The organism is Bradyrhizobium sp. F1.13.3, assembly GCF_040548265.1.
In the GTDB taxonomy this organism is placed as follows: domain Bacteria; phylum Pseudomonadota; class Alphaproteobacteria; order Rhizobiales; family Xanthobacteraceae; genus Bradyrhizobium.
Genome location: NZ_JBEPRI010000004.1, coordinates 54,855 through 80,673, shown reverse-complemented (window position 1 = coordinate 80,673; position 25,819 = coordinate 54,855). Strand labels below are relative to the sequence as shown.

The following is a 25,819-nucleotide window of genomic DNA, read 5'->3' as shown; positions in this document are numbered from 1 at the left end:
TCATGTCGTCTGCTTCAGTCTCCACCGCCCCGCAGGACGAGGCCAAGCGGATCGTGTTCGACGATCCGCATGGCGCGGCCGGCAACATGCAGGAGGCGGAGGTCACGCGCGTGCGAAGCTTGCGCGGGGCCTGGCGCTGGACGCTCGTCGTCGCGACCGCAGCGACCATCCTGCTCTGCATCAACCAGCAATTCTCGCTGCGCTTCTTCGTCGGCTACACCCAGCTCAACACGGAGTACTTTTATCTCCTGATCGCCCTGATGCTGCCGTTCACGTTCCTGATCTTCCCGGGGACCCCGCGCGCGCCGCTTGATCGCATTCCCTGGTATGACCTCCTCTGCTTTGTCGTGACTTTTGCCGCGGCGCTCGTGTTGATGTCGAACGTCCGCAAGGCCGCGGAGGCCGGCTGGGAATTCGGCGGCGCGCCGAACAGCGTGACCGCCGCGGGTCTCGTGATGTGGGTGATGCTGATGGAGGCGCTGCGCCGGACCGGCGGCTGGAGCCTGCTTCTGAGCGTGCTTCCCTTCACCGTTTATCCCCTGTTCGCAGAATCCAGCTGGTTAGGTCCGTTCCGCGGCACGCAATCGACTCTGGAGCAGGCGACCGCCTATCACGTGCTGTCGGGCGAGAGCCTGCTCGGCATTCCCATCCAGGCGTTTGCCGACACCGTAATCGGCTTCCTGGTATTCGGCACCGCGTTGATGATGACCGGTGCCGGAAAGTTCTTCATCAATCTCGCCTTCGCACTGTGCGGCACCTTCCGCGGCGGCGCGGCGAAGGTCTGCATCTTCGCCAGCGGGCTGCTCGGCATGATGTCGGGCTCGATCATCTCCAACGTGCTCACCGCCGGCACCATGACCATTCCGGTGATGAAGAAGAGCGGCTTTCGCGCGTCCTATGCCGGCGCGATCGAGGCCTGTGCCTCGACCGGCGCGGTGCTGGCGCCGCCGGTGATGGGCGCGACCGCCTTCGTGATCGCGCAATTCCTCAATGTCAGCTACGCCGATGTCGCGATCGCGGCGATCATTCCGGCGGTGCTCTATTACATCGGCCTGTTCATGCAGGTCGATTCCTACGCCGCGCGACACGGGCTGAAGGGCATTCCGCGCGCGGAGCTGCCGCGGGTCATGGATACAATCAAGGACGGCTGGTACTACGTCTTCGTGATCGCGCTGCTGATCGTGATGCTGCTCTACTTCAAGCGCGAGAGCCATGCGCCATTCTACGCCACCGCCCTGCTTCTGGTCCTCAACCAGCTGTTCTCGAAGGACACGCGCTGGACTGTCGCGACCATCGGCAAATTCCTCGAGGTCAACGGGCGCACCTTCGTCGAGCTCGTCGGCATCCTCGCCGGCTGCGGCCTGCTGATCGGCGCCTTCTCGATGACCGGCGTGGTGTCGAGCCTCGCCAACGACCTGCTGCGCATCGCCGGCGACAATCCGTTCCTGCTGCTCGGCATGTGCGCCCTCACCAGCCTGATCCTTGGGCTCGGGCTGACCACGACGGCCTGCTACATCTTCCTCGCCATCCTGGTCGCGCCGGCGCTGGAGAAACTCGGGCTGAACAGGATGGCCGTGCACATGTTCATCTTCTACTGGGGCATGCTGTCATCGATCACCCCGCCGGTCGCGATCGCCTCGTTCGCGGCCGCAGGCATTGCCGGCTCGCCGGCGATGAAGACGGGCTGGGAATCGATGTGGGTTGGCAGCATCATCTATTTCATCCCGTTCTTCTTCGTGCTCAATCCGGCGCTGGTGCTGCAGGGACCGAGCCCCTATCTCGCCGGTCTCGGGCTGATGGCGCTTGCGGCGTTCGGCACGCTGTTCATCTGCGGCGGCATCCAGGGCTACCAGCCCTTCGTCGGCGATCTCCGCGGCGCCGGCGCGCTGGAATGGCCGATCCGCGTGCTGCTGGTGATCGGCGGGTTCGTGGTGGCCACCCCCGGCGGCGGCATCATGCCGCTCTCGCAGATGCAGGTGACGCTGCTCGGCCTCGCCATCCTCGTCCCCACGGTTTTGCTTGCCCTGCTGCTGGTCCGGCGGCAGACCATGGTGCCGGACGGGTTGCGCGTGCCCTGATTGCGTTGCACAAAGAGAGGCGATGAAACCGCTTTCGCCTCTCGCCACCGCCTGGACCCGTTCGAAGCCGCCTTTGCTGCGGTTTCTGGACAATTGCCTCAACGAATTCTCGGCGGAGAGCTCGGGCGCGGTCGCCGACTACATTCCCGAACTCGGCAAGGCCGATCCTGCCTGTTTCGGCATCAGCCTCGCGACCCTGGACGGTCATGTCTACGAGGTCGGCGACTCCAGGGTGCTCTTCACCATCCAGTCGATGTCAAAGCCGTTCGTGTTCGCACTCGCTCTGGACCTGCTCGGCGCAAGCAGGGTCGAGAGCGCGATCGGCGTCGAACCTTCAGGCGATCCCTTCAACTCGATCCGGCTCAATTCGGAGAACCATCCATTCAACCCGATGGTCAATGCCGGCGCGATCGCCTGCACCGGGCTGATCCACGACAGCAAGGTTCCGGATGCCTTCGAGCAAATTCGCCTCGCGCTCAGTCGTTTTGCCGGCCGCGATCTCGCCGTCGACGAGGCCGTCTACGCTTCCGAAAGCCAGACCGGCGACCGCAACCGTGCCATCGGCTATCTCCTCAAGACCAATGCGGTGATCTCGGACAATGTCGCTGCCGTGCTCGACGTCTATTTCCGGCAATGCGCGGTGCTGGTCACCGCGCGCGACATCGCGGTAATGGCAGCAACGCTCGCCAACCGCGGCCTCAACCCGGTCACGGGCGAGCAGGTGCTGAGCGCTTACGCGATCTCGCGCACGCTGTCGGTGATGACGTCGTCGGGCATGTACGACTATGCCGGCGAATGGATCTACCGAATCGGCATCCCCGCCAAGAGCGGCGTCGGCGGCGGAATTCTCGCCGCCCTCCCTGCCCGCCTCGGACTCGGCAGCTACTCGCCACGGCTCGACAAGCACGGCAACAGCGTACGCGGCATCAAGGTGTGCGAGGCGCTGTCCTCGCATTACGATTTGCATATGCTCAACCGCAGCGACGATGCGCGCAACGCCGTCATCGCCGATTATGACATCGGCAAGAGCCCGTCGCGGCGCGTGCGCCGCCCGCAGGAGCGCGATATTCTCGCAGCCCACGAGCAGGACGTACGGATCATCGAGCTGGTCGGCACGCTGTCGCTGTCGGCGGTCGACTATGTCTCGCGCCGGCTTGCGGGCCGGCCGCGACCGCAATTCGTGATCTTCGATCTCCACCGCGTCACCTCCACCACGCGCGCCGGGGCGCGACTGGTGGCCGAAGCATTCGAGGAGCTGGCGGCGCTGAATGTGACCGTCGTCCTGTCAGGCGTCAGGCGCGCCTCCAAGGAATGGGACAGCCTGCGGGAATGGACCGCGGAGCTCAAGAACGTCCGCGATTTCTACCTGCTCGACACCGCAATCGAATGGGCCGAAGACCAGATCGTCTACCGCTACGGCGGCTCGATCGACTTCCATGAGACCACCGAGCTCGCCGAACAGCCGCTGCTGGCCGGTATGCGCGAGGAAGAGCTGACCGACCTCGCCTCGATCTGCACGATCCGGACCTATCAAGCCGGGACAAAGATCCTCACCACCGGCGGTCCCGCCGATGCCCTGTTCTTCCTGCGCAGCGGCGCGGTGCATGTCACCCTGCCCGACGGAGTGCGGCTCGCAACACTCACAGCCGGCATGGCCTTCGGCGAAATGGCCCTGATCGAGACCACTCGCTCCGCCGACGTCTTCGCGGATATGGCTGCGACGGCGTTCGAGGCGCCACTGAAAGCGTTCGAGCGCTTCCGCAAGCAGCACCCGCACGCCAGCGAACGCATCATGCGCAATCTTGCGCAGCTTCTCGCCGACCGCTTGATCGTCGCCAACGCCAGGGTGGATATCTTGACCTCGACCTGAGCGGCCTAGCGGCTCGCCGCCTCGCTGATCCGCCGCTTGATCTTGGCGGCGCTGGTCTTGAGCAGCTCGGATGGCTGCTGGCCGGTAGCCACGCACAGGCAGGCCCAGTAGTAAATGACATCGCCCAGTTCATCGACGAGGCCGGCCTGGTCGAGCCAGTCATCGCGGAGCAGCTTCTTGATGTGCTCGGCCACCTCGCCGGATTCCCCGGCGAGTCCGAGGCCCAGATAGGCCAGCCGTTCGTTGGACGGACGCTCATCGACTTTCGCAATCGTTGCAGCCCAGGCGGCATATTCATCGATCGTCATGAGCATCCCTCACAGCAATGCCTCGATCAGCCTACCACTTCGGTGACCGGCTGAAGGTCGATCTCAAAGGTCTCCAGGAATTTCGACGTCATGATGTAGAAGCCGACAGAGAGCTGCAGCTCGACGAGCGCGGCCGGCGTCAGTTTCGATGAGATCGCCTTGAAGGTCGCATCGGCCGGCTTGTTCAGCTTGACGATCTCGTCGGTGAAGGCGAGTGCGGCGCGTTGCGTCTCGTCGAAACAGCTCGCGGCCTGCCAGTTCTCGAGCGCCTCGTTCTGCTCGTCGGTGACGCCAACATTCTTGCCGATGCGCTTGTGCGCGACGATCTCATACGGCGCCTCGCACAGGATGCCGGTGCGGGTGATCGCGAGCTCGCGCACGATCGGATCGAGCTCGCCCTTGTGCCGGATGGCGCCGCCGAGCCGGCAATACTGCTCGAAATAGCTCGGCGAATGCGACATCATCCGGAAGATATTGGCATTACGGTTCTTGTCGAGGATTTCGCGGGTGCGGTCGGATGCCTTGGACGGGTCGCTGTAGTTGATGCGGGCCATGATTTTCCTGAAGTTTTCCCTAAGCCTTTGATGTTTTTTGTCGTTAGCGGCGATAGTTCCGCGAAACTGTATTCTTGCGCGTCCGCAGGAGCAACAACATCGAGTCAAAATGCCGCCGCATTGCTGAACGACCTTGGCACAGTCGATATTCGCCGCGTGGGAACTTGATCGCGGCGGATACTCGCAAGGGGTGTTCCGAGTAAAAACAATTGGCCGTCGGGCGCTAACCGCGCATCGATGAGTCACGCCCAAGTCTAGGGAGAAAATGGCATGAAGGAAGCCACCAAGGGGGCGGCCTCGGAAGCGTTCGCGCATATGCTGGCGGTGATGGCGATGCTCGTCATCGCAAGCATCTTGTTCTACGGGCGCTAGTTAAGAGTCGGGTGAGAGCTTTCGTCATTCCGGGGTGGCCCTCGCACAGGCCAGGCCCAGAATTCCCGTTCCAGGCTCGGTCTCTCAGGACCGCCCCCGAATGACGAATCCTACTATGATCTCTTCGTGAAAAACGGCACAATCTTCCCAGCGAACGGTTTGAAGCTCGCATGGACCTCATCGCCGATGGCGAGGTCATTCTCACCATGCGCCATCATGCGAAAGCCCTCGACGCAATCGACCAGCAGGATGTTGTAGGGCACGTGGGACCGCGTCTCAGGCGTCGCGGCGCGGCAGACCAGCGAGGCCGCGTAGACCCTGCCTTTGCCGCTGGCGCGTTGCTCGCGCGGATCGGACGCGCCGCAGGCCATGCAGAAGGCGCGTCGAAAATACTGCACATGGCCGCATGCGCTGCAGGTCTGATAGGTGACGGCGTGTTCGCCATTGGTCCAGTCGCCCAGACGCTCGCTCATCGCACCCGCTCCAGGAACATGGTCACGTGAGACGACAGCACGCCGCCGTCGCCGTGCAGCAGCGCGATCGAGGCGTCGCGCACCTGACGATTCGCCGCCCGCCCCGTCATCTGCAGATGCGTTTCGACAAGATGCGCCATGGCGCCACCGACGCCGCAATGACCGTAGCTGAGCAGGCCGCCATGGGTGTTCAGCGGCATCGCGCCGTCACGGCTGAAATGGCCGGCGCGCACGCGCGCGGCTGCCTCGCCCCGGCCAGCAAGGCCGAGGTCTTCCAGCAGCATCGCGAGCGTGATCGTAAAGCTGTCGTAGATCGCGGCGTAGCGCACGTCGGAAATCGCGAGGCCGGTGGCCTCCCTGGCGCGGGCGACGGAGATCTCAGCGCCGAGTTGGCTCAGGGCGGGCGCTGCCGTGACGTGCTGATGGGTGTGGGCCTGGGCACAGCCGCGAATGCGCACGCCGGCCTCTCCCGTCCGCTCGCGGCTGATCACGAAAGCCGCGCCGCCGTCGGACACCGGGCAGCAATCGAGCAGCTTCAGCGGCATCGCCACCGGCTTCGAGGCCATGACGTCGGCGACCTCGATGGGATCGTGGAATTGCGCACCGGGATGAGTGCAGGCATGGGTGCGCATCAGCACCGCGAATTCGGCGAGGCCTTCTTCGGTCACGCCGTATTCGTGCATGTATCTGTTAGCGACCAGGCCGTAATAGGCGGGAATGGTCGGGCCGAGCGGCACCTCGTAGTCGGGATGGCCGACCTGCGCCAACGCCTGGATCGAGGCATCGCGGCTCTGCCCGGTGAGGCGGTTCTCGCCGGCGACGACGAGCACATTGCGGGCGACGCCCGCCTCGACGAGATTATGGGCGAGCATGGTCATCGCGAGCCCGGTCGCGCCGCCGACCTGGACGGCATGGGCGTAAGCGGGGCGGATGCCAAAATGCTCGGCAAAGACGGTCGCCAGCATGATGTGCGGCGACACGGTGGAGTAGCCGCAGAGGATGCCGTCGATGTCGGCGCGCTTGAGCCCGGCATCGTCGAGCGCGGTTTGCGCGGCCCTGCTCATCAGGTCGAGCGAGGACGAACCTTCGTGCTTGCCGAAAGGCGTGAGGCCGACACCGGTGATGAAGCTCACGGACGCACCTGTGCATCGTCATTCCGGGGCGGCGAGCGGGTGATGCCATCGCGGACCATGGCGTCGATCTCGTCGGCGGAATAGCCGATCTCACGCAGGATTTCCGCGCCGTGCTCGTTGAGCTGCGGCGCAAGCCGCACCGGTTCGGCCTCGGTCTCGGACCAGGTCGCCGTCACCCTCATACTTCGGATCGGCCCTTCGGTTGGATGGTTCACCACCGGAAAAAAGTTGGTAGCCTCCAGATGCTCGTCGTGCAGCATCGACGCGAGGTCGTGCATCGGCATCACAGGCACGTCCGCCCTGGTCAGCAGGTCGATCCATTCCGCCGTGGAACGCGTCTCGAAGATGCGCGCGAGCTCGGCATAGACGACGTCGATATTGGCGGCGCGGCCGGCGAATGTCGCGAACATCGCGTCGGCGCGCAGGTCGTCGCGTCCCGTCGCCTTGAAGAAATTCTCCCACTGCTTGTCGTTGTAGACGATGACGCTGAGATAGCCGTCCGAGGTCTTGTAGGGCCTGCGGTCGCGTGAGAGGTGGCGGGCATAGCCGCCCTTGTCGAGCGGCGGCTCGTAGGTCAATCCGCCCATGTGGTCGCCCATGACGAAACCAGCCATGGTCTCGAACATCGGGATGTCGACGCGCTGGCCTTGCCCGGTGCGGTCGCGGTGGACGAGGCTGGCGCAGATCGCGCCGACGGCGGTCAGGCCGACGATGCGATCGACCAGCGCGTTCGGCACATAGCGCGGCACGCCGTCACCGGTCTGCGCCATCAAGGCCGGCAGCGCGGTGGCGCCCTGAATCAGATCGTCATAGGCGGGCTTTGCGGCATACGGCCCGTCCTGGCCGAAGCCGAACACGCCGGCATAGACCAGCCGCGGATTGATCTTGCAAACAACGTCATAGTCCAGTTGAAGCCGCGCCATCGCCTGCGGGCGGACATTGTAGACGAGCACGTCGGCGTCCTTCAGCAAGCGCAGTACGGCCTCGCGGCCGGCGGGCTTCTTCAGGTCGAGGCAGATCGAGCGCTTGCTGCGGTTGGTGTTGAGGAACACCGGGCCCATGCCGGCGTGCCGCATCGGGCCGATCAGGCGGGTGACGTCGCCGTCCAGAGACTCCACCTTGATGACGTCTGCGCCGTAGTCGCCGAGCATCTGGGTCGCATAGGGACCCATCAGCACGGTGGTCATGTCGACGACCTTGATGCCCTTCAGCGGCCCCATCGTTCGCTCCCGATTGCGCGGGCTCAGATGAGCCCTGCGATTTCGGTCCAGCTAACGGCAGCGGCGGCACGTGCGCAAGGGCGGCCGGCGTATGGCCGCATGCGCCGGCGAAGAAAGTCGGCTATTTCTTCTGACGGGATTCGCGCACTTTGAGGAGACGGTCGAGCTCCTCATTCTGCTGGTTGATGCGGTCCGCGATCCGCGACTCGTTCTGCTCACCCGAGGCGGCCGCGGCCTGCTCGATGAGCTGGCGGATATTGTCCTCGAGAATCGCGATGCGATCGTTGAGTGCGTCCATCGACAGCGAATCTTCGTAGTCATTGCTCATGATGCATCCCCTGCAAATCGATCATGAGCTTTAAGGGCCCCGGGGGAGCCCACCATGATCTAGCGCAAGATAAGAAGGTGGGCACGGCGCTTGCGCGCCTTTGCCCACCTACAAGGTCGGAGCTTACTTCAGCGGCTCCAGTACGGAGACGTAGTTGGCGACCGCCGCACCGCCCATGTTGAAGATGCCACCGAGTTTTGCGTTCTTGAGCTGCATGCCCTCGGGCGCTTGGCCGGCGAGCTGCATCGCGGTCATCACATGCATGGAGACGCCGGTGGCGCCGATCGGATGGCCCTTGGCCTTCAGGCCGCCGGACGGATTGACCGGCAGCTTGCCGTCCTTGAGCGTCCAGCCTTCCTTGATGGCGCGGGCACCCTGCCCCCTCGGCGTCAGGCCCATCGCCTCGTACTCGATCAGCTCGGCGACGGTGAAGCAGTCATGGGTCTCGACGAAAGAGAGATCGGTGAGCGCAACACCCGCCTTCTCCAGCGCGCGCTGCCAGGCGACCGTGCAGCCCTCGAACTGGAGGATGTCGCGCTTGGACATCGGCAGAAAATCCTGGGCGTGCGCGGTGGCGCGGAAGCCGATCGACTTGCTCATGCCCTTGGCGGTTTCCGCGTCGGCCAGCACCAGGGCAGCGGCACCGTCCGAGACCAGCGAGCAGTCGGTGCGCTTCAGGGGGCCGGCAACGTAGGGGTTCTTCTCGCTCTCCGCGCGGCAGAACTCGAAGCCAAAGTCCTTGCGCATCTGGGCGAAGGGATTGGCGACGCCGTTCTTGTGGTTCTTGGCTGCGATCAGCGCCAGTGCATCGGACTGATCGCCGTATTTCTGGAAATAGGAGCTGGCGATCTTGCCGAACACGCCGGCGAAGCCGCCGACGGTGTCGCCGTCCTCGGGCAGATAGGACGCCTTGAGCAGGTTCTTGCCGATCTCCGGCCCCGGCGTGCGCGTCATCTGTTCGACGCCGACAACGAGGACAATCCTGGCCGCGCCGGCCGCGATCGCGCGCACGCCCTGATGGACGGCGGCGGAGCCGGTGGCGCAGGCGTTCTCGACCCGGGTCGCCGGCTTGAAGCGCAGCTCCGGGTCGGCCTGAAGCACCAGTGAGGCGGTAAAATCCTGGGGCGAGAAGCCGGCGTTGAAATGGCCGAGCACGATCTCGTCGACATCGCCGGCCGAAATGCCGGCATCCGCCAGCGCCTCATTGGCGACCTTCACCACAAGGCTTTCCACGGTCTCGGTGTCGAACTTGCCGAATGGCGTATGCGCCCATCCGACGATGCTGGCGGTCATGATCTTTCTCCCTGGCGGTCTCTTGCTGAGCTAAGTCTTAGCGCAGGGATGGCAAGACTTCACGCGGGTTTAAGGGCCTGGAGGGTGCGCTGGCAGATGGCAGTTATGCCGGCCCAGTTCCCGGCCCTGATCTCCGCCGTCGGGCACAGCCAGGAACCGCCGACCGCGACCACATTGGGCTCCGCGAGCCAGGTCGCCGCATTGGCCTCGCCGACCCCGCCGGTCGGGCAGAACCGCACGTTCGGGAACGGCCCACCCAGCGAACGCAGCCCCTTGATGCCGCCGGCCTGCTCGGCCGGGAAAAATTTTGCGACGTCGAAGCCGTAGGACAGCGCCATCATCAGCTCGGACGCGGTGGCGATGCCCGGCGCAAACGGCAAGGAGCTATGGGTGGCGGCCTTCAAGAGGTCCGGGGTCAAGCCCGGGCTGATGCCGAACGCAACGCCGAGCTTCTCGACACGCGTGAAGTCGGCCGGATTGAGAATCGTGCCGATGCCGACCACCGCCTCGGGCACCTCGGCCATCATCGCCCTCGCCGCCTCGATCGCAACGGGGGTCCGCATGGTCACCTCCAGCGTGCGGACGCCGCCGGCCACCAGCGCACGCGCCAGCGGCACAGCATCCTGGATACGCTCGATGGTGAGGACGGGAATGACGATCGCGGCCTTGAACAGCGCGACGAGGTGGTTCTGCTGGGCAGTAGTGGTCATCTTGGCTTTCGTTTCACTTGGTCGCCTGACGCGTCGTCGCCGGCCGGTGCCGTTTCTTCGGCGGCATGGCATAACCCGGAATGATGGCGCCGGAATAGCAGATCACGAGGCTGGCGAGGCGGTGCCCGGCCTGGGCGGCCTCGACCGGGTCGGAACCGGCGAGCCGCGCCGCGATATAGGCCGCGGCAAAACTGTCGCCGGCCGCGGTGGTGTCGACCACGGGTTTAGTCATGGGCTCGGCGCGAACCTCGTAGGGCCCCCCGGGAAAACGCAGCAGGCTGACCGGATCGGCGAGCCGGAACACCAGCTCAGGGCTCGGGATGCGCGCCATCAACCGCTCGTGGCTCTCGCCGGGATAAAGAGCGAGCAGATCCTCGGTCGAGGTCAGCACGATGTCGGCAGCCGCGAAGGCGGCTGAAAACACCTCGCGCGCGACGTCGCGATCCGGCCATCCCCGCGCGCGGAAATTGGTGTCGAACACGAAGCGGGTGCCGAGCAGGCGCGCGCGCTTGATCGCCGCGAACAGGCGCTCGCGCCCGGCCGCGTCGTAGATCGAGAGCGTGATCGCGGAGAGATAGACGATGTCGTAGCTCATCAGCGAGTTGAGGAGATCGTCGGTCTCCGGCAGATTCATCAGCTGGCGCGCCGCCGCACTGTCGCGCCAGTGGAAGAACTGGCGCTCGCCCTTTGCATCGAGCTGGATCATGTAGAGGCCGGGCAGCTTGCCCGGCAGCCGCACGACGCGCCTGGTGCCGACGCCCTCCGCAGTCCAGGCCGCGATCATCTCATCGCTCAGGGCATCGTCGCCAAGCGCGGTGAGATAATCGACCTTGACCTCGAGCCGCGCGAGGTAAACGGCCGTGTTGAGCGTGTCGCCGCCGAATCCACGCGAGTAGAGGCCCCCGCCCTGCCCGCTGGAATGTCCGGCGGATTGTCCACCCTGGGCCTGCCGGAGCTCGACCATGCATTCGCCGATGCAAGCAACGCTCGCCATCACTTTACCCGCTCAGTCAGAGATCAGGCGACGAAATTGCCGCCGAGCTCGTCTTCGATGTGAATGCGGATGATGTCGTCGAAAGTCTTCTCGGCGGTGGTGAAGCCGAGCTCGAGCGACCGCTTTGCATTGAAGTTGCGCGGCCAGCCGCCGACGATGCCGACGATGAAGGGATCGGGCTCCCGCTTGATGCGGGCGGCGACCTTGTCGCCGGCGACGCGTTTCAGCGCAGCGATCTGCTCGCCAACCGTCGCCGACAGGCCCGGCATGGTCAAGTTGCGGCGCGGCCCCACCGCTGCGAGGTCCATGGTGGCGGCATGCAGCAGGAAGCCGACGGCGGAGCGCGGCGTGGCATGCCAGTGGCGGACGTCTTCGGATACGGGAAGGACCACTTCCTTGCCGGCCAGCGGCTCGCGCAGGATGTTGGAGAAGAAGCCCGATGCTGCCTTGTTGGGCAGGCCGGGCCGAATGCAGATGGTCGGCAGGCGGATGCCGATGCCGTCGAGAAAGCCGCGGCGGGAATAGTCGGCCAGCAGCAATTCGCCGATCGCCTTCTGCGTACCGTAGCTCAGAAGCGGCGTGTGGAAGAACTCGTCGCCGATCGCATCGGGGAACGGCGCGCCGAACACCGCGATCGAGGACGTGAACACCACGCGCGGCTTGTAGCCGCCGCCTGCGAGCCTGACGGCATCGAGCAGCATCCGCGTGCCGTCGAGATTGATGCGGTAGCCCTTGTCGAAATCGAGCTCGGCTTCGCCCGAGACGATCGCGGCGAGATGAAAGATCACGTCCGGACGGCCGGCGATCAGCTTTTCGGCCGCACCCGGCACGGCGAAATCGCTCGACACGGTCTCGACGGCAAAGCCGGCTTTTTCCGGCGCCTTCGGCTCGACCACGTCATGCATGGTCAGCTTGGTGATGTCGCTCTTGCCGAGCCGGCCGTCGCGCAACAACCGTTCGCACAATTTGCGGCCGACCATGCCGGCGGCGCCCAGAACCAGAATGTGCAAGAGCCTACTCCTTTTTATTGGCCGGAACGCGCCGGTTTCGGCGATTCGTCCTGGCGCGCGCTCAAGGCAGGCCCCGCGATCATTCCTTCACGGCGCCGGTCATCGCCGACACATAATACTCCACGAAGAAGGAATAAAGGATAACTACGGGAACCGAGCCGGTCAGAGCCGCCGCCATCAGCGCCCCCCAATGGTAGACGTCGCCATTGACGAGCTCGGTGATCGCGCCGACAGGGATCGTCTTGTTCTCGGACGAGGAGATGAAGGTCAGCGCGTAGATGAACTCGTTCCAGGACAACGTGAAGGCGAAGATGCCCGCCGAGATCACGCCCGGCAGCGACAGCGGCAGCGTGATCTTCATCAGAATCTGCAGCCGCGTCGCCCCGTCGATCAGCGCACACTCCTCCAGCTCATAGGGGATGGTGCGGAAATAGCCCATCAGGAGCCAGGTGCAGAACGGGATCAGGAAGGTCGGATAGGTCAGGATCAGCGCCAGATTGCCGTCGAACAGGCCGAGCTGAAACACGATCGCCGCCAGCGGAATGAACAGGATCGAGGGCGGCACGAGATAGCCGAGAAAGATCGCGAGGCCAACATAGCGCGAGCCCTTGTAGCGCAGGCGCTCGATCGCATAGGCGGCGCAGACGCTGGCGAACAGCGAAATGAAGGTCGAGGACACCGAGACGATCACGGTGTTCCACATCCAGAGCGGATAGTCGGTGTCGAAGAACAGCTTCTTGATGTGCTCCAGGGTCGGATGCACGATCCAGAACGGATTGTACTTTTCGTAGTCGTACATTTCCGCGTCCGGCTTGAACGTCGCGACTGCCATCCAGTAGAACGGGAACAGCAGGAAGAAGATGATCAGGCCGAGCGGAAGGTAGACCCGAAAAAACTTCCGCGGGAAGCTCTCGAGGTAGTCCATTCCGACGCTTTGGTCGTCTGCCGTGGTCATGGTCAGTCCCTCCCGCCCTGCTGCCAGCGGGAACGCTGAAGCCCAAAGAAGCTGAGCAGGATCGCGGCGACCAGGAACGGAATCATCGCGTTCGAGATCGCCGCGCCCTCGCCCAGATTGCCGCCGGTGATGGCGCGCTGGAACGACAGCGTCGCCATCAGATGGGTGGAGTTGATCGGCCCACCCCGCGTGATGGTGTAGATGAGCTGGAAGTCCGTGAAGGTCATCAGCACCGAGAACGTCATCACGACCGCGATGATCGGCGACAGCATCGGCAGCGTGATGTGGCGGAAGCGCTGCAGATTGGTGGCGCCGTCGAGATTGGCGGCCTCATAGAGCGAGGGCGAGATGGTCTGAAGTCCCGCCAGCAGCGTGATCGCCACGAAAGGCACGCCGCGCCAGATATTGGCGGCGACGACCGACCAGCGCGCATTCCAGGGATCGCCGAGGAAATCGATGTAGCGTGTGATCAGGCCGGCCTTGATCAACACCCAGGAGATGATCGAAAACTGGCTGTCATAGATCCACCAGAACGCGATTGCAGAAAGCACCGTGGGCACGACGAAGGGCAACAGGACGATGGCGCGGACCATCGACTTGAACGGTAGCCGCTCGTTGAGCAGCAGCGCCAAATAGAGGCCGATGGCGAATTTCACCGCGCTGGCGGCGACCGTGTAGAAGATCGTGTTGAACACCGACAGCCAGAACACCGAGTCCTTCGACAGCGAGACGAAGTTCTGGAAGCCGATGTAGCGCCCGGCTCCGCCGATCTTGGTATCGGTCATGCCGAGCCAGAAGCCCAGCGCCAGCGGGTAGGCCAGAAACAGGATGAGGATGGCGATTGCCGGCACCATGAACATCGCGCCGAGGAAATTCCGGCTCTCGAATGCTCTGGTCCACAAGCTGCTGCGCTTGACCTGCGCGGCTGCGGACTCGGCCATAACTGCCATGTCGGATTCCCCTTGACGAAGAGTCGCGGCGTCCGGCGAACCGGACGCCGCGTAGATTGCAGCTGATCAGACCTGGTAGTAGCGCTTGGCGCGCTCGGCTGCGCGTGCGGCTGCCGCCTTCGGCGTCACGGAGCCCGACGCCGCCTCGGCGAACATGTCGACGACGACGAAGTCGCCCATCACGGCGGCAGAGGCATAGCCGAGATCGCCGGCAAAGCCGTTGTCGCGGCAGCGCTTCAGGCAGTCGCGATACGGCGTGATCTTCGGATCCGACGTCCACACCGGGTTGTCGTTGTAGGCCGGCAGCGGCGGCGACACGTAGCCGTTGGAGGAGACCTCCCAGGCGTCGTAGTTCGCCTTGTCCATCATGAACTTGATGTACTCCTTGACCGCCTTGGGATACTTCGAGTGCTTGTAGCCGTAATAGACGAGCACGTTCTGCTGCTCGGTCGACACGCCCACGGGACCGATCGGCATCGGCGCGTGGTTCATGTCCTTGGCAATTTCCTGCTGCTTCGGATCGGTGGAGTTCTTGCCGACGGTCCAGATCGAGATACCGTTCAGCGTCAGGCTGAGCTCGCCGTTGAGGAACGCCTTGTTGTTGTTCGAGTCATTCCACGACAGCACGCCGGGGATGAAGGTCTCGTAGAGCTGCTTGACGTATTCGAGCGCGGCGATCGTCTCCGGCGAGTCGATCACGACCTCGTTCTTGTCGTTGACGACCTTGCCGCCGAAGGCCCACAGCGCCCACTGGCACCAGCCGTTGGCGTCGCCCGTGGCGTGGCCGAGCGCGAAACCGGCCGGCGTGTTGTTCTTCTTCAGCGCCTGGCAGAGCTTGAGGAAGCCGGCGGTGTCCTTCGGAAATTCATCGAAGCCGGCGGCCTTCACGTGGCTGACGCGGTAGTTCAGGCAGCCGCCGGTCGCGCCCTGCGGAATGGCGATCCAGCTGTTGCCCTTCTTGCCGTAGCGTTCGGCAACCGGGTACCAGCCGCCATACTGCGCGCCGAGATAGTCGGCGACGTCAGTCATGTCGATCAGCTTTTCCGGGAATTTATGGGGATCATCGAGCGTGCCGATGATCAGGTCGGGACCGGCACCGACATTGGCGGCAACCGCGGCTTTCGGGCGGATGTCTTCCCAGCTCTCGGCCTCGAGCTTGACCTTGACTCCGGTCTTCTCGGAGAACGCCTTGGTCTGCTCGGCGAATTTGTCGAATTCGGCCTGAATGAACTGCTTCCAGCGCAGCACGCGGATGGAGGCGTTCGGCTCGGGCGTGTTGGTCCACTCCGCCGCGCGCACCGGGACGATGCCGGGGCCGGCCAGCAGCGCCGCGCCGCCCAGACCGACTTTAAGCACACTTCGCCTGTCGAAATCGCTCATCGTTCTCTCCCTAAATTTTATATTTGTATTGGGTCGTCTTGTATTGGTCGTCTTTGGCCGTTCTTCGGCCTCGCTACACTCGCTTGCCCGTCGCCTCGTCGAACAGATGAATCACGGAAGGATCGGGCTTCAGCTTGACCTTGTCACCCGGGTTGAACTGGTGACGTTCGCGGAAGACCGCGACGACCTGCTCACCACCGAGCTTCGCAAACACCTGCGTTTCCGAGCCGGTCGGCTCGACCACGACGATCTCGGCATCGGCGCCGTCGTCAGCGATGGTGAAATGCTCGGGACGTACGCCGTAAACGACAGGACGGCCATCGGACGCCGCCGGCGCGTTCTGGAGCGGCAGCTTGACGCCGTTCGGGCCCTCGAAGGTCGCGACGCCGTTGACGCGCACATGACCCTTCAGGAAGTTCATGGATGGCGAGCCGATGAAGCCGGCGACGAACTGGTTATCGGGCTTGTCGTAGAGCTCGAGCGGCGTCCCCATCTGCTCGACGATGCCGTCATGCATGACGACGATCTTGTCGGCCATGGTCATGGCCTCGATCTGATCGTGGGTGACGTAGACGGTCGTGGTCTTCAGCCGCTGGTGCAGCTCCTTGATCTCGGTGCGCATCGCGACGCGCAGCTTGGCGTCGAGGTTCGACAAGGGCTCATCGAACAGGAACACCTGCGGATCGCGCACGATGGCGCGGCCCATGGCGACGCGCTGGCGCTGGCCGCCGGAGAGCTGGCGCGGATAGCGTTCGAGCAGCGGCGACAGCGCCAGGATCTCGGCGGCGCGCTTGACGCGCTTGTTGATCTCTTCGGTGCTCTCGCCACGCAGCTTCATCGAGAAGCCCATGTTCTCGCCGACCGTCATGTGCGGATAGAGCGCGTAGTTCTGGAACACCATCGCAATGTCCCGCTCCTTGGGCTGGACATTGTTGACGACGCGGTCGCCGATCGAGATCGTGCCGGAGGTGATGTTCTCGAGACCGGCGAGCATGCGCAGAAGCGTCGACTTGCCGCAGCCGGAGGGGCCAACCAGGACGACGAACTGGCCGTCCTCGATCGGAATCGAAACGCCGTGCAGGACTTCAAAATTGCCGAACGATTTCCGCACGTCGCGGATTTGCACAGACGACATCTAGCTCCCTCCTCGAAAGTCCACGACGCATCTCGCGCCGCGACCGTCTTGTTTTTTCAGACTTCACCGAACGAAGCCCAACCTTAGCGGGCGACATTGTCGGCAGTTTGTGCGGTTTTGGCAATTTGTCTTTGGTTAGTCTGTGCTGGTAGCGCTGTCAACGTTCCTTTGTTTGCGACAGTGAGTGTGTTATGAGCAGCAAATGGGTCGAAACCGCACCAAGTCAGGCAAAATCCGGCTGGCGGAAGTCGCCGAGCTTGCCGGCGTCAGCCCGATCACGGCGTCCCGCTTCTTCCGCAATCCCGAGGCGCTGTCGCTCGCCAAACGGACCCGGGTCGAGAGCGCGGCAAGGGAGCTCGGCTATGTGCCGAATCTGGCGGCGCGCGCGTTGGCCTCGCAGCGCACCGAGGTGATCGGTGTCTTGATTCCGTCACTGACCAATAACGTGTTCTCCGACGTGCTGCGCGGCATCTACGACGCCTCCGAAAACAGCCGTTACTCGATCCAGTTGTCCAACACACGCTACAGTATTCTCCAGGAGGAGAAGCTGCTGCGGCTGTTTCTTGCGCAGAAGCCGGCCGGGCTGATCGTCACCGGCATCGACCAGACCACTGAATCCCGCGCGATGCTCGATGCTGCCGACTGCCCGATCGTGCAAATCATGGAGATCGGACCCAATCCGATCGACATGATGATCGGCTTTTCACACTATGATGCAGCCCGTGCGGCGGTTGCGCATCTGTTCGCGCAAGGTCACCGCAAGATCGGCTTCGTCGGCGCGCGGATGGATCCGCGGGTGCAGCGGCGGCTCGACGGTTACGTCTCGGCCATGAAGGACGCCGGAATGTTCGAGCAACGCCTCGTCGTCACGACGGCGACACCGACGTCGGTGACGCTCGGAGGCGCCCTGTTCACCGATCTCCTGACGCGGGAGCCCGGCATGGACGCGGTGTTCTGCGCCAATGACGACCTCGCGCTGGGTGTGCTGTTCGAATGCAGGCGCCGCGAGATCGCGATCCCCGAACAGATCGCGATCGTCGGCTTCAACGATCTCGAATTCATGGCCTCCGCCGTCCCGACTCTCACGAGCGTGCGCACCAACCGCTACGAGATGGGCAACACGGCCGCCAGCATGCTGATCGACGCGATCGACGGACGGCGCCCGGAACATCCGGTGCTCGATCTCGGCTTCAAGGTAATCGAGCGGCAAAGCTCGTCGGCCCGGCGTTCGGACAACCGGCCAGCCGTTTCAGGCGTGGGCGCTACGAACAAAATGGTAGCGTTACCAAGTGGCCATGACTAGTATCGGATTTGTGAGGAAACGACCCGCCAGCGGGCAGGCAAATCGTCGCTCGCGCCGTTGGGCATCGCACAAGCCGACACCCTAAAACGGACGCCGGTGCGTTTGCATTGCAGGAGAAACCAATGACAAAAAAACCAACCAATGGGCATGCCCCCGCCGGCAACGGCGCTCGCCGCCACCTCCGCTCTCAGGAATGGTTCAACAATCCGCATAATCCGGGCATGACCGCGCTCTATCTGGAGCGCTATCTGAACTACGGTCTCACCCGCGCCGAGCTTCAGTCCGGCAAGCCGATCATCGGCATCGCGCAGACCGGCAACGACCTCTCCCCCTGCAACCGCCACCACATCGAGCTTGCCCATCGCGTCCGCGAAGGCATTCGCGAGGCCGGCGGCATTGCGATGGAATTCCCGACCCATCCGATCCAGGAGACCGGCAAGCGCCCTACCGCGGCGCTCGACCGCAACCTCGCTTATCTCGGCCTGGTCGAGATCCTTTACGGCTATCCCCTCGACGGCGTGGTGCTGACCACCGGCTGCGACAAGACCACGCCGGCCTGCATGATGGCGGCGGCAACCGTCAACCTGCCCGCGATCGTGCTGTCGGGTGGGCCGATGCTGAACGGCTGGCACAATGGCGAGCGCACCGGCTCCGGCACCATCGTCTGGAAATCGCGCGAGCGGCTCGCCGCCGGCGAGATCGACTATGAAGAATTCATGGAGATCGTGGCGTCCTCGGCGCCCTCGGTCGGCCATTGCAACACCATGGGCACCGCCTCGACCATGAACGGGCTTGCTGAAGCGCTCGGCTTCTCGCTGCCGGGCTGTGCGGCGATCCCCGCTCCCTATCGCGAGCGCGGCCAGATCGCCTATGAGACAGGCAAGCGCGCCGTCGAGATGGTCTGGGAGGATCTAAAGCCCTCGGACATCCTCACCCGCGAGGCGTTCGAGAACTGCATCGTGATCAACTCGGCAATCGGCGGCTCGACCAACGCGCCGATCCACATCAACGCGCTGGCGCGCCACATCGGCGTCGAGCTCTCCATCGACGATTGGCAGAAGGTCGGCCACGACGTGCCGCTCCTGGTCAACATGCAGCCGGCCGGCTTCTATCTCGGCGAGGAATTCCACCGCGCCGGCGGCGTGCCGGCGGTCGTGCGCGAACTGATGAAGCACAAGCGCATCCACGAGGATGCGGTCACGGTCAACGGCCGCGGCATCGGCGAGAACTGCGCCAATGCTCCAAAACCCGACAACGACGTGATCTGGGCTTACGACAAGCCGCTGGTGAAGGACGCCGGGTTCCTGGTGCTGCGCGGCAATCTGTTCGATTCCGCGATCATGAAGACCAGCGTGATCTCCAAGGAATTCCGCGATCGCTATCTCAGCAACCCGACCGATCTCAATGCCTTCGAGGGCCGCGCCGTCGTGTTCGAGGGTCCGGAGGACTATCACGAGCGGATCGACGATGCCTCGCTCGAGATCGACGAGCATTGCGTGCTGTTCATCCGCGGCACCGGTCCGATCGGCTATCCCGGCGGCGCCGAGGTCGTAAACATGCAACCGCCCGCGGCGCTGATCAAACGTGGCATCATGTCCCTGCCCTGCATCGGCGACGGCCGGCAGTCGGGCACCTCGGGTTCGCCTTCGATCCTCAATGCTTCGCCGGAAGCCGCTGCCAATGGCGGCCTCGCGGTCCTCAGGAACGGCGACAAGGTGCGCGTCGATCTGAACAAGGGCAGCGCCAACATTCTCATCTCCGACGACGAGGTGAAGAAGCGCCACGCCGAGCTGAAGGCCAGTGGCGGCTTCAAGCATCCGCCGAACCAGACGCCGTGGCAGGAGCTTTATCGCAACACCGTCGGCCAGCAGTCGACCGGCGCCTGCATGGAGCTCGCCACGCGCTATCAGAACGTCGCCGGCACCTTTGGTGTGGCGCGGGATAATCACTGACTACTCGTCATTGCGAGGAGCGAAGCGACGAAGCAATCCAGGCTGCCTCCGCGGCGGGACTCTGGATTGCTTCGCTTCGCTCGCAATGACGATCCGATAGAACTTTCAGGCAAGGGAGAAGAAAATGGCAGACCGCCTCAAGGGAAAGCGCGCCGTCATCACGGCTGCAGCGGCAGGCATCGGACGCGCATGCGCCATCGCATTCGCGCGTGAAGGCGCAACCGTCATCGCCACCGACATCAACGAGAGCGGCATCGCGAGCCTGACCAAGGAAGGCGTCGCCGAAACCGCGAAGCTCGACGTGCGCAGCACCGCCGACGTCAACGCCTTCGCCAAGCGCGTCGGCAAGGTCGACATCCTGCTCAACGCCGCCGGCTTCGTGCACCACGGTACCATCCTTGAGTGTTCGGAAGAGGATTTTGATTTCTCGTTCGACCTCAACGTCAAGTCGATGCACCGGACCATCAGGGCCTTCCTGCCGGACATGCTCGCGGGCGGCGGCGGCAGCATCGTCAACATCTCCTCCTGCGCGGCGCTGCGGCCGCCGGCCAACCGCTACGTCTACAGCGCCTCAAAGGCGGCGGTGTCGCTGCTGACGCGCGCGGTCGCGCTCGACTTCATCACCAAGGGCATCCGCTGCAACAGCATCTGCCCGGGCACCGTCGAGACGCCTTCGATGCTCGACCGCGCCGCCGCGCAAGGCCCGCAGGGCAAGGAGATGTTCGTCTCCCGCCAGAAGATGGGCCGGCTCGGCACCGCCGACGAGATCGCGTCCATGGCGGTCTATCTCGGCAGTGACGAGAGCGCCTTCACCACCGGCGTCGACCTCGTCGTCGACGGCGGCTACATGCTCTGACGCCAAGGCATCCAGAAGGCATCCAGCATGAACAAGATCGATCTCAACGACCGTGTCGCCATCGTCACCGGCGGCGCGCAGGGCTTCGGCCGCGCCATCGTTCAGCGCTTCGTCGCCTCCGGCGCCAAAGTCGCGATCTGGGATTTCGACGCCGCGCTGGCCGAGAAGACGGCGAAGGAGATCGGCGACAACGCCCGCGTCTTCAAGGTCGACGTCACCGATACCGCGGCCGTCGAGCAGGCTCGCGACGCGACGCTTGCCGCCTTCGGCAAGATCGACATCCTCGTCAACAATGCGGGCATTGCCGGGGTCAACAAGCCGGTCTGGGAGACCGATCTCGAGGAATGGCGGAAAGTTCTGCGCATCAACCTCGACGGCCCCTTCATCTGCTGCAAGGCGGTCGTGCCCGCGATGCTCAAGCAGAAATACGGGCGCATCGTCAACATCGCCTCGATCGCCGGTAAGGAAGGCAATCCGAACGCGTCGCATTATTCGGCGTCCAAGGCCGGCCTGATCGCGCTGACCAAGTCGCTAGGCAAGGAATTGGCGGCACATGACATCCTCGTCAATGCGGTGACGCCCGCGGCTGCAAAGACCGCGATCTTCGACCAAATGACGCAGCAGCATATCGACTTCATGCTGTCGAAGATTCCAAAAGGCCGCTTCGTGCTGGTGGAAGAGCTAGCCGCGATGGTGAGCTGGCTCGCATCCGAAGATTGTGCCTTCTCCACCGGCGCGGTGTTTGATATCTCCGGTGGACGGGCGACGTACTGAGACATTGGCCGCCCGCGGGGGCGGACCATGCTGGGACGTCGGGATTTCGTGAAGCTCGCAGCGAGCGCAGGCGCGCTGCCGCTGCTGTCATCGCCCACGCTCGCGCAACTCGCCCCCAACCCGCCGGGCATCCGTCCGCCCTCGCCGGCCGAGCGCGACGCCATGGCACGGCTCGCGCGCAGCTTCATGGACAGATATGGCGTGCCGGCGTTATCCTTTGCGATCGGCTATGCCGGCACTGTTGTTCACGAGGAAGCCTTCGGTGTTGCCGATGTCGAGCGGAACGAGGCCGTGACGCCGCGGCATCTGTTCCGGATCGCCAGCGTCAGCAAGATGATCACCTCGGTCGCGCTCTTCCGCCTGATCGAGGAGGGCCGCCTCAAGCTGACGGACCGGGTGTTCGGGCCCGGCGGGCTGCTCGGCACCGAATACGGGCCGCCGCCCTACTCTGCCGGTATCAACCAGATCACGCTCGAGCATCTCCTGACGCACACCGCCGGCGGCTGGAGCAACGACAACCGCGATCCCATGTTCACGCATACCCGGATGGATCATGCCGGGCTGATCACCTGGACGCTCGCCAACCGGCCGCTGGACCTCTTGCCGGGCCAACGCTACGCCTACTCGAATTTCGGCTATTGCGTGCTGGGGCGCGTCATCGAGAAGCTCACTGGCCAAGCCTATGCCGAGCATGTCCGCAGTGAGGTGCTCGCACGCTGTGGCGTCACCGACATGACCATCGCGGGCGACACGCGCGACCAGCGTCAGGCCGGCGAGGTCGTCTATTACGGTCAGGGAGAAAGTCCCTACGGCATGAATGTCCGGCGGATGGATTCCCATGGCGGCTGGATCGCGACGCCGTCGAATCTCGTGCAGTTCCTGATGCATGTCGACGGCTATACGAAACCCGCGAACATCCTGCGGCCGCGCACCATAGAGATCATGACAACCGCACCCGCTGACAGCCCCAACTACGCCAAGGGCTTTTGCGTCAACAAGTCAGACAATTGGTGGCACAATGGCAGCCTGCCGGGGACCTGTACCATTGCAGTCAGAACTCATGGCGGCTTCTGCTGGGCCGCCTTCACCAACACCAGACGGGGGAACTCGAGCATGGATGGCGATCTGGACAAGCTGAACTGGAGCATGGCGCGCCAGGTCGCCGAGTGGCGGGTCGCATGATCCGCGAAGGCGGATGTCTGTGCGGCGCGGTGCGGTTCAAGGCGGAGGGCGAGCCGCTCAACGTCCGCATCTGCCATTGTCGCATCTGTCAGAAGGCAATGGGCTCGCCCTACTTCGCCCGCGCGCAGTTCGACCAGCGCGCACTGTCGGTCGAGGGCGACACCGAGCGCTATGCGTCGTCCGAGAACATCGACCGCGTGTTCTGCAAACGCTGCGGCACGCGCCTGTTCGCCTGGCGGCGCAACGGCACGCTGGCGGGCGTCGCGCTGGCGACTTTCGACGATCGCAACGCCTTTGTGCCGACCGAGCATATCTGGGTCAGCGAAAAGATGGGCTGGGTGACGATCGAGGACGGCATGATCCGATATGAGGGGACGATCCCGACGTAGCTCATCCGGCGCCAAGGCTCGACGTCATGGCCACCGGTCTCGCCGATCATTTGCAGCGTGGCATTTCGGAACCGGTCACCCTATGTTGAGGTGAAGCGTTGCTGCACCACCGGTTGGCTGGGTCGGCTGCAAGACCGCAGGTAAACCGGGACGGACGAGCCGTGAACATTTCTTTGTATGACCTCTCGGTGTGGGTGCTGCCGCTGGTGCTCGCCATCACCTTCCACGAGGCTGCGCACGCCTTCGTGGCACATCGTCTCGGTGACGATACGGCCTCGCAGCTCGGCCGTGTCAGCTTCAATCCGCTCCGCCACATCGACCCGTTCGGCACCGTGATCCTGCCGGCGATGCTGCTGTTCGCGCATTCGCCGTTCCTGTTCGGCTACGCAAAGCCAGTGCCGGTGAATTTCCGCAAGCTCAACGACCCCAGGCTCGGCATGGTGTGGGTGGCGCTGGCCGGGCCTGCCACCAACATCCTGCTGGCGCTGGCCGCAGCTCTTGCCCTGCACGCCCTGCCTTGGGCTCCGGCCAACTCGGCGCAATGGATCTTCGACAATCTCAAGAACGCGCTGCTGATCAACGCGGTGCTGGCGGTGTTCAACATGATGCCGATCCCGCCGCTCGACGGCGGGCGCGTCGCGGTTGGGCTGCTGCCCCGGCCGCTCGCCCTGCCGCTGGCGCGGCTCGAGCCGTTCGGGATGCTGATCCTGATCGGCTTGCTGATCCTGCTACCGCTGGCAGGCTCCCAGTTCGGTCTAAATCTTGATGTTATTTCAGCAATACTGCGAACGTTGACCGGTTATGTGATTCAGGCTGTTCTCATTCTGACCGGCAATGCGTAGTTGAACAGCGACACACCCGAACACAAGCCGAAGGGCTCGAGGCCGACTTGGTCAAAGCTGCCGATATGCTGATCGCGCGACGCGCCGATACCCGCGCCCGCGCCGATTTCGCCACCTGGAAGATGATGGCCAAGCTCAACGGGTCGTCCGCGCTGCCGCCGGGGGCGCAGGAATTCCTCGCGAGCTACAAGAACCTGCAGGCACAGATGAACGAGGGTGAGGCTACCGAGGCCACCATCGGCGCCATCTACAAGGCCTACTATGCCGAGATGGGCGGCGCGGGAACCCCGCCTGACGTCCGCCCCAGGGCGGCCGAACCGGCGGCGGACAATGTTACCGCTTTCCGCCGCCCCGAACCGAAGCCGAAGAAGGCCAATTTCTTCGGGGCAGCGACCGCGGGCGCGACCCAGAAACGGCCGCTCCCGGTGGCCCTGATCTTCGCCTGCCTGGTCGTGGTCTATGTCGGGATCAGGCTCTACTGGCGCTGAGCCGACTTCTTCTTTTTCTTTGCGTCCGGCGGCGTGAAGATGATGTCGACGGTGCGCTCGAACCGGTCGTCGGTCAGGCTGGCAGGCGGCTGCGGGATGGGATCGGACTTGCGCACAATCGAGATCGCCGCCGCATCGTAAGCTGCATCCCCGGATGACTCGGCAACGTCGACTGAAAGCACGTTGCCCCGCCGATTGATCGCGAAGGAGACCTTGACCTTCTGATTGTTGGGCTCCTTGCCCTCCGGGTTGACCTTGTGGGCGGTAAGATGCGCGCTGATCTTGCGGTTCCAGTCCGCGGTCAGCTTCAGAATATCCTTGCCGATGCCCAGCACAGGCGCCAGCGCCTTCTCGGCCTCGCGCGCGTCCTCATCAAGCGTCTGCCGCGCCGTCGCAACGGACTTCGGCGAGGCCTCCGCAGCGGGCGTCTCGACCGCCGCGATCTTCGGATCCTCGTCCTGCGGCTTCTTCGAGATGTTCTCGGTGACGACCCGATCGGGATCGTCGACCTGTTGCGACTGATCCTTTGGAAGCTCGGTTTCCTTGGTCTCGGCTTTTTGCTCGGGAAGCGCCTGCTGCTCCTGCATCGCTTCGCTATCCGGTCCCGGCGGAAGGTCGGTGTCAGGCGCCTTCGGCGAGGCCATCTCGACAGCGAACTCCGCGCCGGCCGCGCCGAGGCCGTCATCGCCGTCATCGGCGCGCAGGTGCGCCAGCGCGAGCGCGGCACCACCCAGATGCAGCGCGAGCGCCGCCACCGCTGCCAAAATCCAAAGCGTCCGGGCTGGTTTGGACTCGTCCGACATCGCGGCCTCTAAGGCTGAGCGGCGCCTGCCGCAGGCGCCCCCGGAGCGCCTTCCAGCGCAACCAGCTTCACCCGCGAATAGCCGCCTGAGCGCAACAGCTCCATGACCCCCATCAACTCGCCATACGGCACCGAGCGATCGGCGCGCAGAAAGACATACTTGTCCTTGCTCATGTCGGAGAGGCCGTCGAGGGTGCCGATCAACTCGGCGCGGTGGACCGGGTTCTCTCCGATGGCAAGCGTCAAATCGGGCTTGATGCTGAGATAGGTCGGCTTGTCCGGCTTCTTCTGCGGCGTCGCGCTCGACGTCGGCAGATCGATCGGCAGGTCGACGGTCGAGAGCGGCGCTGCGACCATGAAGATGATCAGCAGCACCAGGATGACATCGATGAACGGCGTGACGTTGATTTCATGCGTTTCGCCGAAATCGTCGTCGTCATCATTGTCTGCGAGCGAAACGCCCATGGA

Annotated in this window: 26 protein-coding genes; 10 read left to right on the top strand and 16 right to left on the bottom strand. The window is 64.0% G+C overall.

The window, feature by feature from the left end; genetic code table 11:
* The first annotated feature begins 2 nt into the window (after window positions 1-2).
* Both ABIB66_RS12650 and glsA read left to right on the top strand, forming a co-directional pair.
* Window positions 3-2,078: a TRAP transporter permease gene (locus ABIB66_RS12650; RefSeq protein ID WP_354055431.1), complete on the top strand. Its 2,076-nt coding sequence runs from the start codon at window positions 3-5 to the stop codon at window positions 2,076-2,078.
* 22 nt (window positions 2,079-2,100) lie between these two features.
* Window positions 2,101-3,948 (top strand): glutaminase A, encoded by a 1,848-nt coding sequence (glsA, locus tag ABIB66_RS12645; protein ID WP_354254909.1) that lies wholly within the window; start codon window positions 2,101-2,103, stop codon window positions 3,946-3,948.
* A gap of 5 nt (window positions 3,949-3,953) precedes the next feature.
* On the opposite strand, the gene ABIB66_RS12640 is transcribed toward glsA, so the two are convergent.
* The 14 genes from ABIB66_RS12640 to ABIB66_RS12575 form a co-directional block, all read right to left on the bottom strand.
* On the bottom strand, window positions 3,954-4,256 hold the full coding sequence (locus ABIB66_RS12640) for a nucleoside triphosphate pyrophosphohydrolase family protein (protein ID WP_007609049.1): 303 nt from the start codon (window positions 4,254-4,256) through the stop codon (window positions 3,954-3,956).
* A 26-nt stretch (window positions 4,257-4,282) separates the two neighbouring features.
* Entirely contained in the window at window positions 4,283-4,810 is a 528-nt protein-coding gene (locus ABIB66_RS12635; protein WP_354204147.1) for a carboxymuconolactone decarboxylase family protein, read from the bottom strand.
* A gap of 485 nt (window positions 4,811-5,295) precedes the next feature.
* Complete coding sequence (locus ABIB66_RS12630; RefSeq protein ID WP_354204149.1) at window positions 5,296-5,655, bottom strand: Zn-ribbon domain-containing OB-fold protein; 360 nt, start codon at window positions 5,653-5,655, stop codon at window positions 5,296-5,298.
* Window positions 5,652-6,788 (bottom strand): thiolase family protein, encoded by a 1,137-nt coding sequence (locus tag ABIB66_RS12625; RefSeq protein WP_354254908.1) that lies wholly within the window; start codon window positions 6,786-6,788, stop codon window positions 5,652-5,654. The genes ABIB66_RS12630 and ABIB66_RS12625 overlap by 4 nt, the downstream gene beginning before the upstream one ends.
* Window positions 6,785-8,008 carry a CaiB/BaiF CoA transferase family protein gene (locus ABIB66_RS12620; RefSeq protein ID WP_354204153.1) on the bottom strand — a complete coding sequence of 408 codons (1,224 nt, stop codon included), beginning with the start codon at window positions 8,006-8,008 and terminating at the stop codon, window positions 6,785-6,787. Before ABIB66_RS12620 ends, ABIB66_RS12625 begins: the two co-directional genes overlap by 4 nt.
* Window positions 8,009-8,129: 121 nt before the next feature.
* A complete protein-coding gene (locus ABIB66_RS12615; RefSeq protein WP_007592312.1) occupies window positions 8,130-8,336 on the bottom strand; it encodes a hypothetical protein in 207 nt (68 codons plus the stop codon).
* A 123-nt stretch (window positions 8,337-8,459) separates the two neighbouring features.
* Complete coding sequence (locus ABIB66_RS12610) at window positions 8,460-9,629, bottom strand: acetyl-CoA acetyltransferase (RefSeq protein ID WP_275167331.1); 1,170 nt, start codon at window positions 9,627-9,629, stop codon at window positions 8,460-8,462.
* A gap of 59 nt (window positions 9,630-9,688) precedes the next feature.
* Window positions 9,689-10,339 (bottom strand): bifunctional 4-hydroxy-2-oxoglutarate aldolase/2-dehydro-3-deoxy-phosphogluconate aldolase, encoded by a 651-nt coding sequence (eda, locus tag ABIB66_RS12605; RefSeq protein WP_354254907.1) that lies wholly within the window; start codon window positions 10,337-10,339, stop codon window positions 9,689-9,691.
* A gap of 13 nt (window positions 10,340-10,352) precedes the next feature.
* Window positions 10,353-11,333: a sugar kinase gene (locus tag ABIB66_RS12600; protein WP_354204158.1), complete on the bottom strand. Its 981-nt coding sequence runs from the start codon at window positions 11,331-11,333 to the stop codon at window positions 10,353-10,355.
* A 23-nt stretch (window positions 11,334-11,356) separates the two neighbouring features.
* Window positions 11,357-12,343 carry a D-erythronate dehydrogenase gene (gene denD / locus ABIB66_RS12595; protein ID WP_354100808.1) on the bottom strand — a complete coding sequence of 329 codons (987 nt, stop codon included), beginning with the start codon at window positions 12,341-12,343 and terminating at the stop codon, window positions 11,357-11,359.
* Window positions 12,344-12,422: 79 nt separating this feature from the next.
* Window positions 12,423-13,298, bottom strand: a complete 876-nt coding sequence (locus ABIB66_RS12590; RefSeq protein WP_007592322.1) for a carbohydrate ABC transporter permease — start codon at window positions 13,296-13,298, stop codon at window positions 12,423-12,425.
* Window positions 13,299-13,300: 2 nt separating this feature from the next.
* Window positions 13,301-14,248 carry a carbohydrate ABC transporter permease gene (locus tag ABIB66_RS12585; protein ID WP_354204160.1) on the bottom strand — a complete coding sequence of 316 codons (948 nt, stop codon included), beginning with the start codon at window positions 14,246-14,248 and terminating at the stop codon, window positions 13,301-13,303.
* 66 nt (window positions 14,249-14,314) lie between these two features.
* Complete coding sequence (locus ABIB66_RS12580; RefSeq protein ID WP_106943144.1) at window positions 14,315-15,628, bottom strand: ABC transporter substrate-binding protein; 1,314 nt, start codon at window positions 15,626-15,628, stop codon at window positions 14,315-14,317.
* A gap of 73 nt (window positions 15,629-15,701) precedes the next feature.
* On the bottom strand, window positions 15,702-16,763 hold the full coding sequence (locus ABIB66_RS12575; protein ID WP_275167336.1) for an ABC transporter ATP-binding protein: 1,062 nt from the start codon (window positions 16,761-16,763) through the stop codon (window positions 15,702-15,704).
* A gap of 202 nt (window positions 16,764-16,965) precedes the next feature.
* Between ABIB66_RS12575 and gntR the strand changes: the two genes are divergently transcribed.
* The 8 genes from gntR to ABIB66_RS12535 all read left to right on the top strand — a co-directional run bounded on the left by gntR (window position 16,966) and on the right by ABIB66_RS12535 (window position 24,549).
* Complete coding sequence (gene gntR / locus ABIB66_RS12570) at window positions 16,966-18,066, top strand: HTH-type transcriptional regulator GntR (RefSeq protein WP_354204163.1); 1,101 nt, start codon at window positions 16,966-16,968, stop codon at window positions 18,064-18,066.
* A gap of 122 nt (window positions 18,067-18,188) precedes the next feature.
* A complete protein-coding gene (locus ABIB66_RS12565; RefSeq protein ID WP_354204165.1) occupies window positions 18,189-20,018 on the top strand; it encodes an IlvD/Edd family dehydratase in 1,830 nt (609 codons plus the stop codon).
* A gap of 124 nt (window positions 20,019-20,142) precedes the next feature.
* Window positions 20,143-20,874, top strand: a complete 732-nt coding sequence (locus tag ABIB66_RS12560) for an SDR family oxidoreductase (RefSeq protein WP_354055461.1) — start codon at window positions 20,143-20,145, stop codon at window positions 20,872-20,874.
* Between the two features lie 27 nt (window positions 20,875-20,901).
* Entirely contained in the window at window positions 20,902-21,648 is a 747-nt protein-coding gene (locus ABIB66_RS12555; protein WP_354204168.1) for an SDR family NAD(P)-dependent oxidoreductase, read from the top strand.
* Between the two features lie 27 nt (window positions 21,649-21,675).
* Complete coding sequence (locus ABIB66_RS12550) at window positions 21,676-22,830, top strand: serine hydrolase domain-containing protein (protein WP_354204170.1); 1,155 nt, start codon at window positions 21,676-21,678, stop codon at window positions 22,828-22,830.
* The gene (locus tag ABIB66_RS12545; protein WP_354204172.1) at window positions 22,827-23,219 is read left to right on the top strand and encodes a GFA family protein; all 393 of its coding nucleotides are present in this window, start codon (window positions 22,827-22,829) and stop codon (window positions 23,217-23,219) included. The genes ABIB66_RS12550 and ABIB66_RS12545 overlap by 4 nt, the downstream gene beginning before the upstream one ends.
* A gap of 161 nt (window positions 23,220-23,380) precedes the next feature.
* Window positions 23,381-24,061: a site-2 protease family protein gene (locus ABIB66_RS12540; protein ID WP_354204174.1), complete on the top strand. Its 681-nt coding sequence runs from the start codon at window positions 23,381-23,383 to the stop codon at window positions 24,059-24,061.
* Window positions 24,062-24,126: 65 nt separating this feature from the next.
* Window positions 24,127-24,549, top strand: coding sequence for a hypothetical protein (locus tag ABIB66_RS12535; RefSeq protein WP_275167801.1), 423 nt, complete (start codon window positions 24,127-24,129; stop codon window positions 24,547-24,549).
* Here ABIB66_RS12535 and ABIB66_RS12530 read toward each other — a convergent pair.
* A complete protein-coding gene (locus ABIB66_RS12530) occupies window positions 24,537-25,352 on the bottom strand; it encodes a TonB family protein (RefSeq protein WP_275167343.1) in 816 nt (271 codons plus the stop codon). The two genes, ABIB66_RS12535 and ABIB66_RS12530, sit on opposite strands and share 13 nt — an antisense overlap.
* 8 nt (window positions 25,353-25,360) lie before the next feature.
* Window positions 25,361-25,816 carry a TonB system transport protein ExbD gene (gene exbD / locus ABIB66_RS12525; RefSeq protein WP_018459254.1) on the bottom strand — a complete coding sequence of 152 codons (456 nt, stop codon included), beginning with the start codon at window positions 25,814-25,816 and terminating at the stop codon, window positions 25,361-25,363.
* Window positions 25,817-25,819 lie beyond the last annotated feature (3 nt).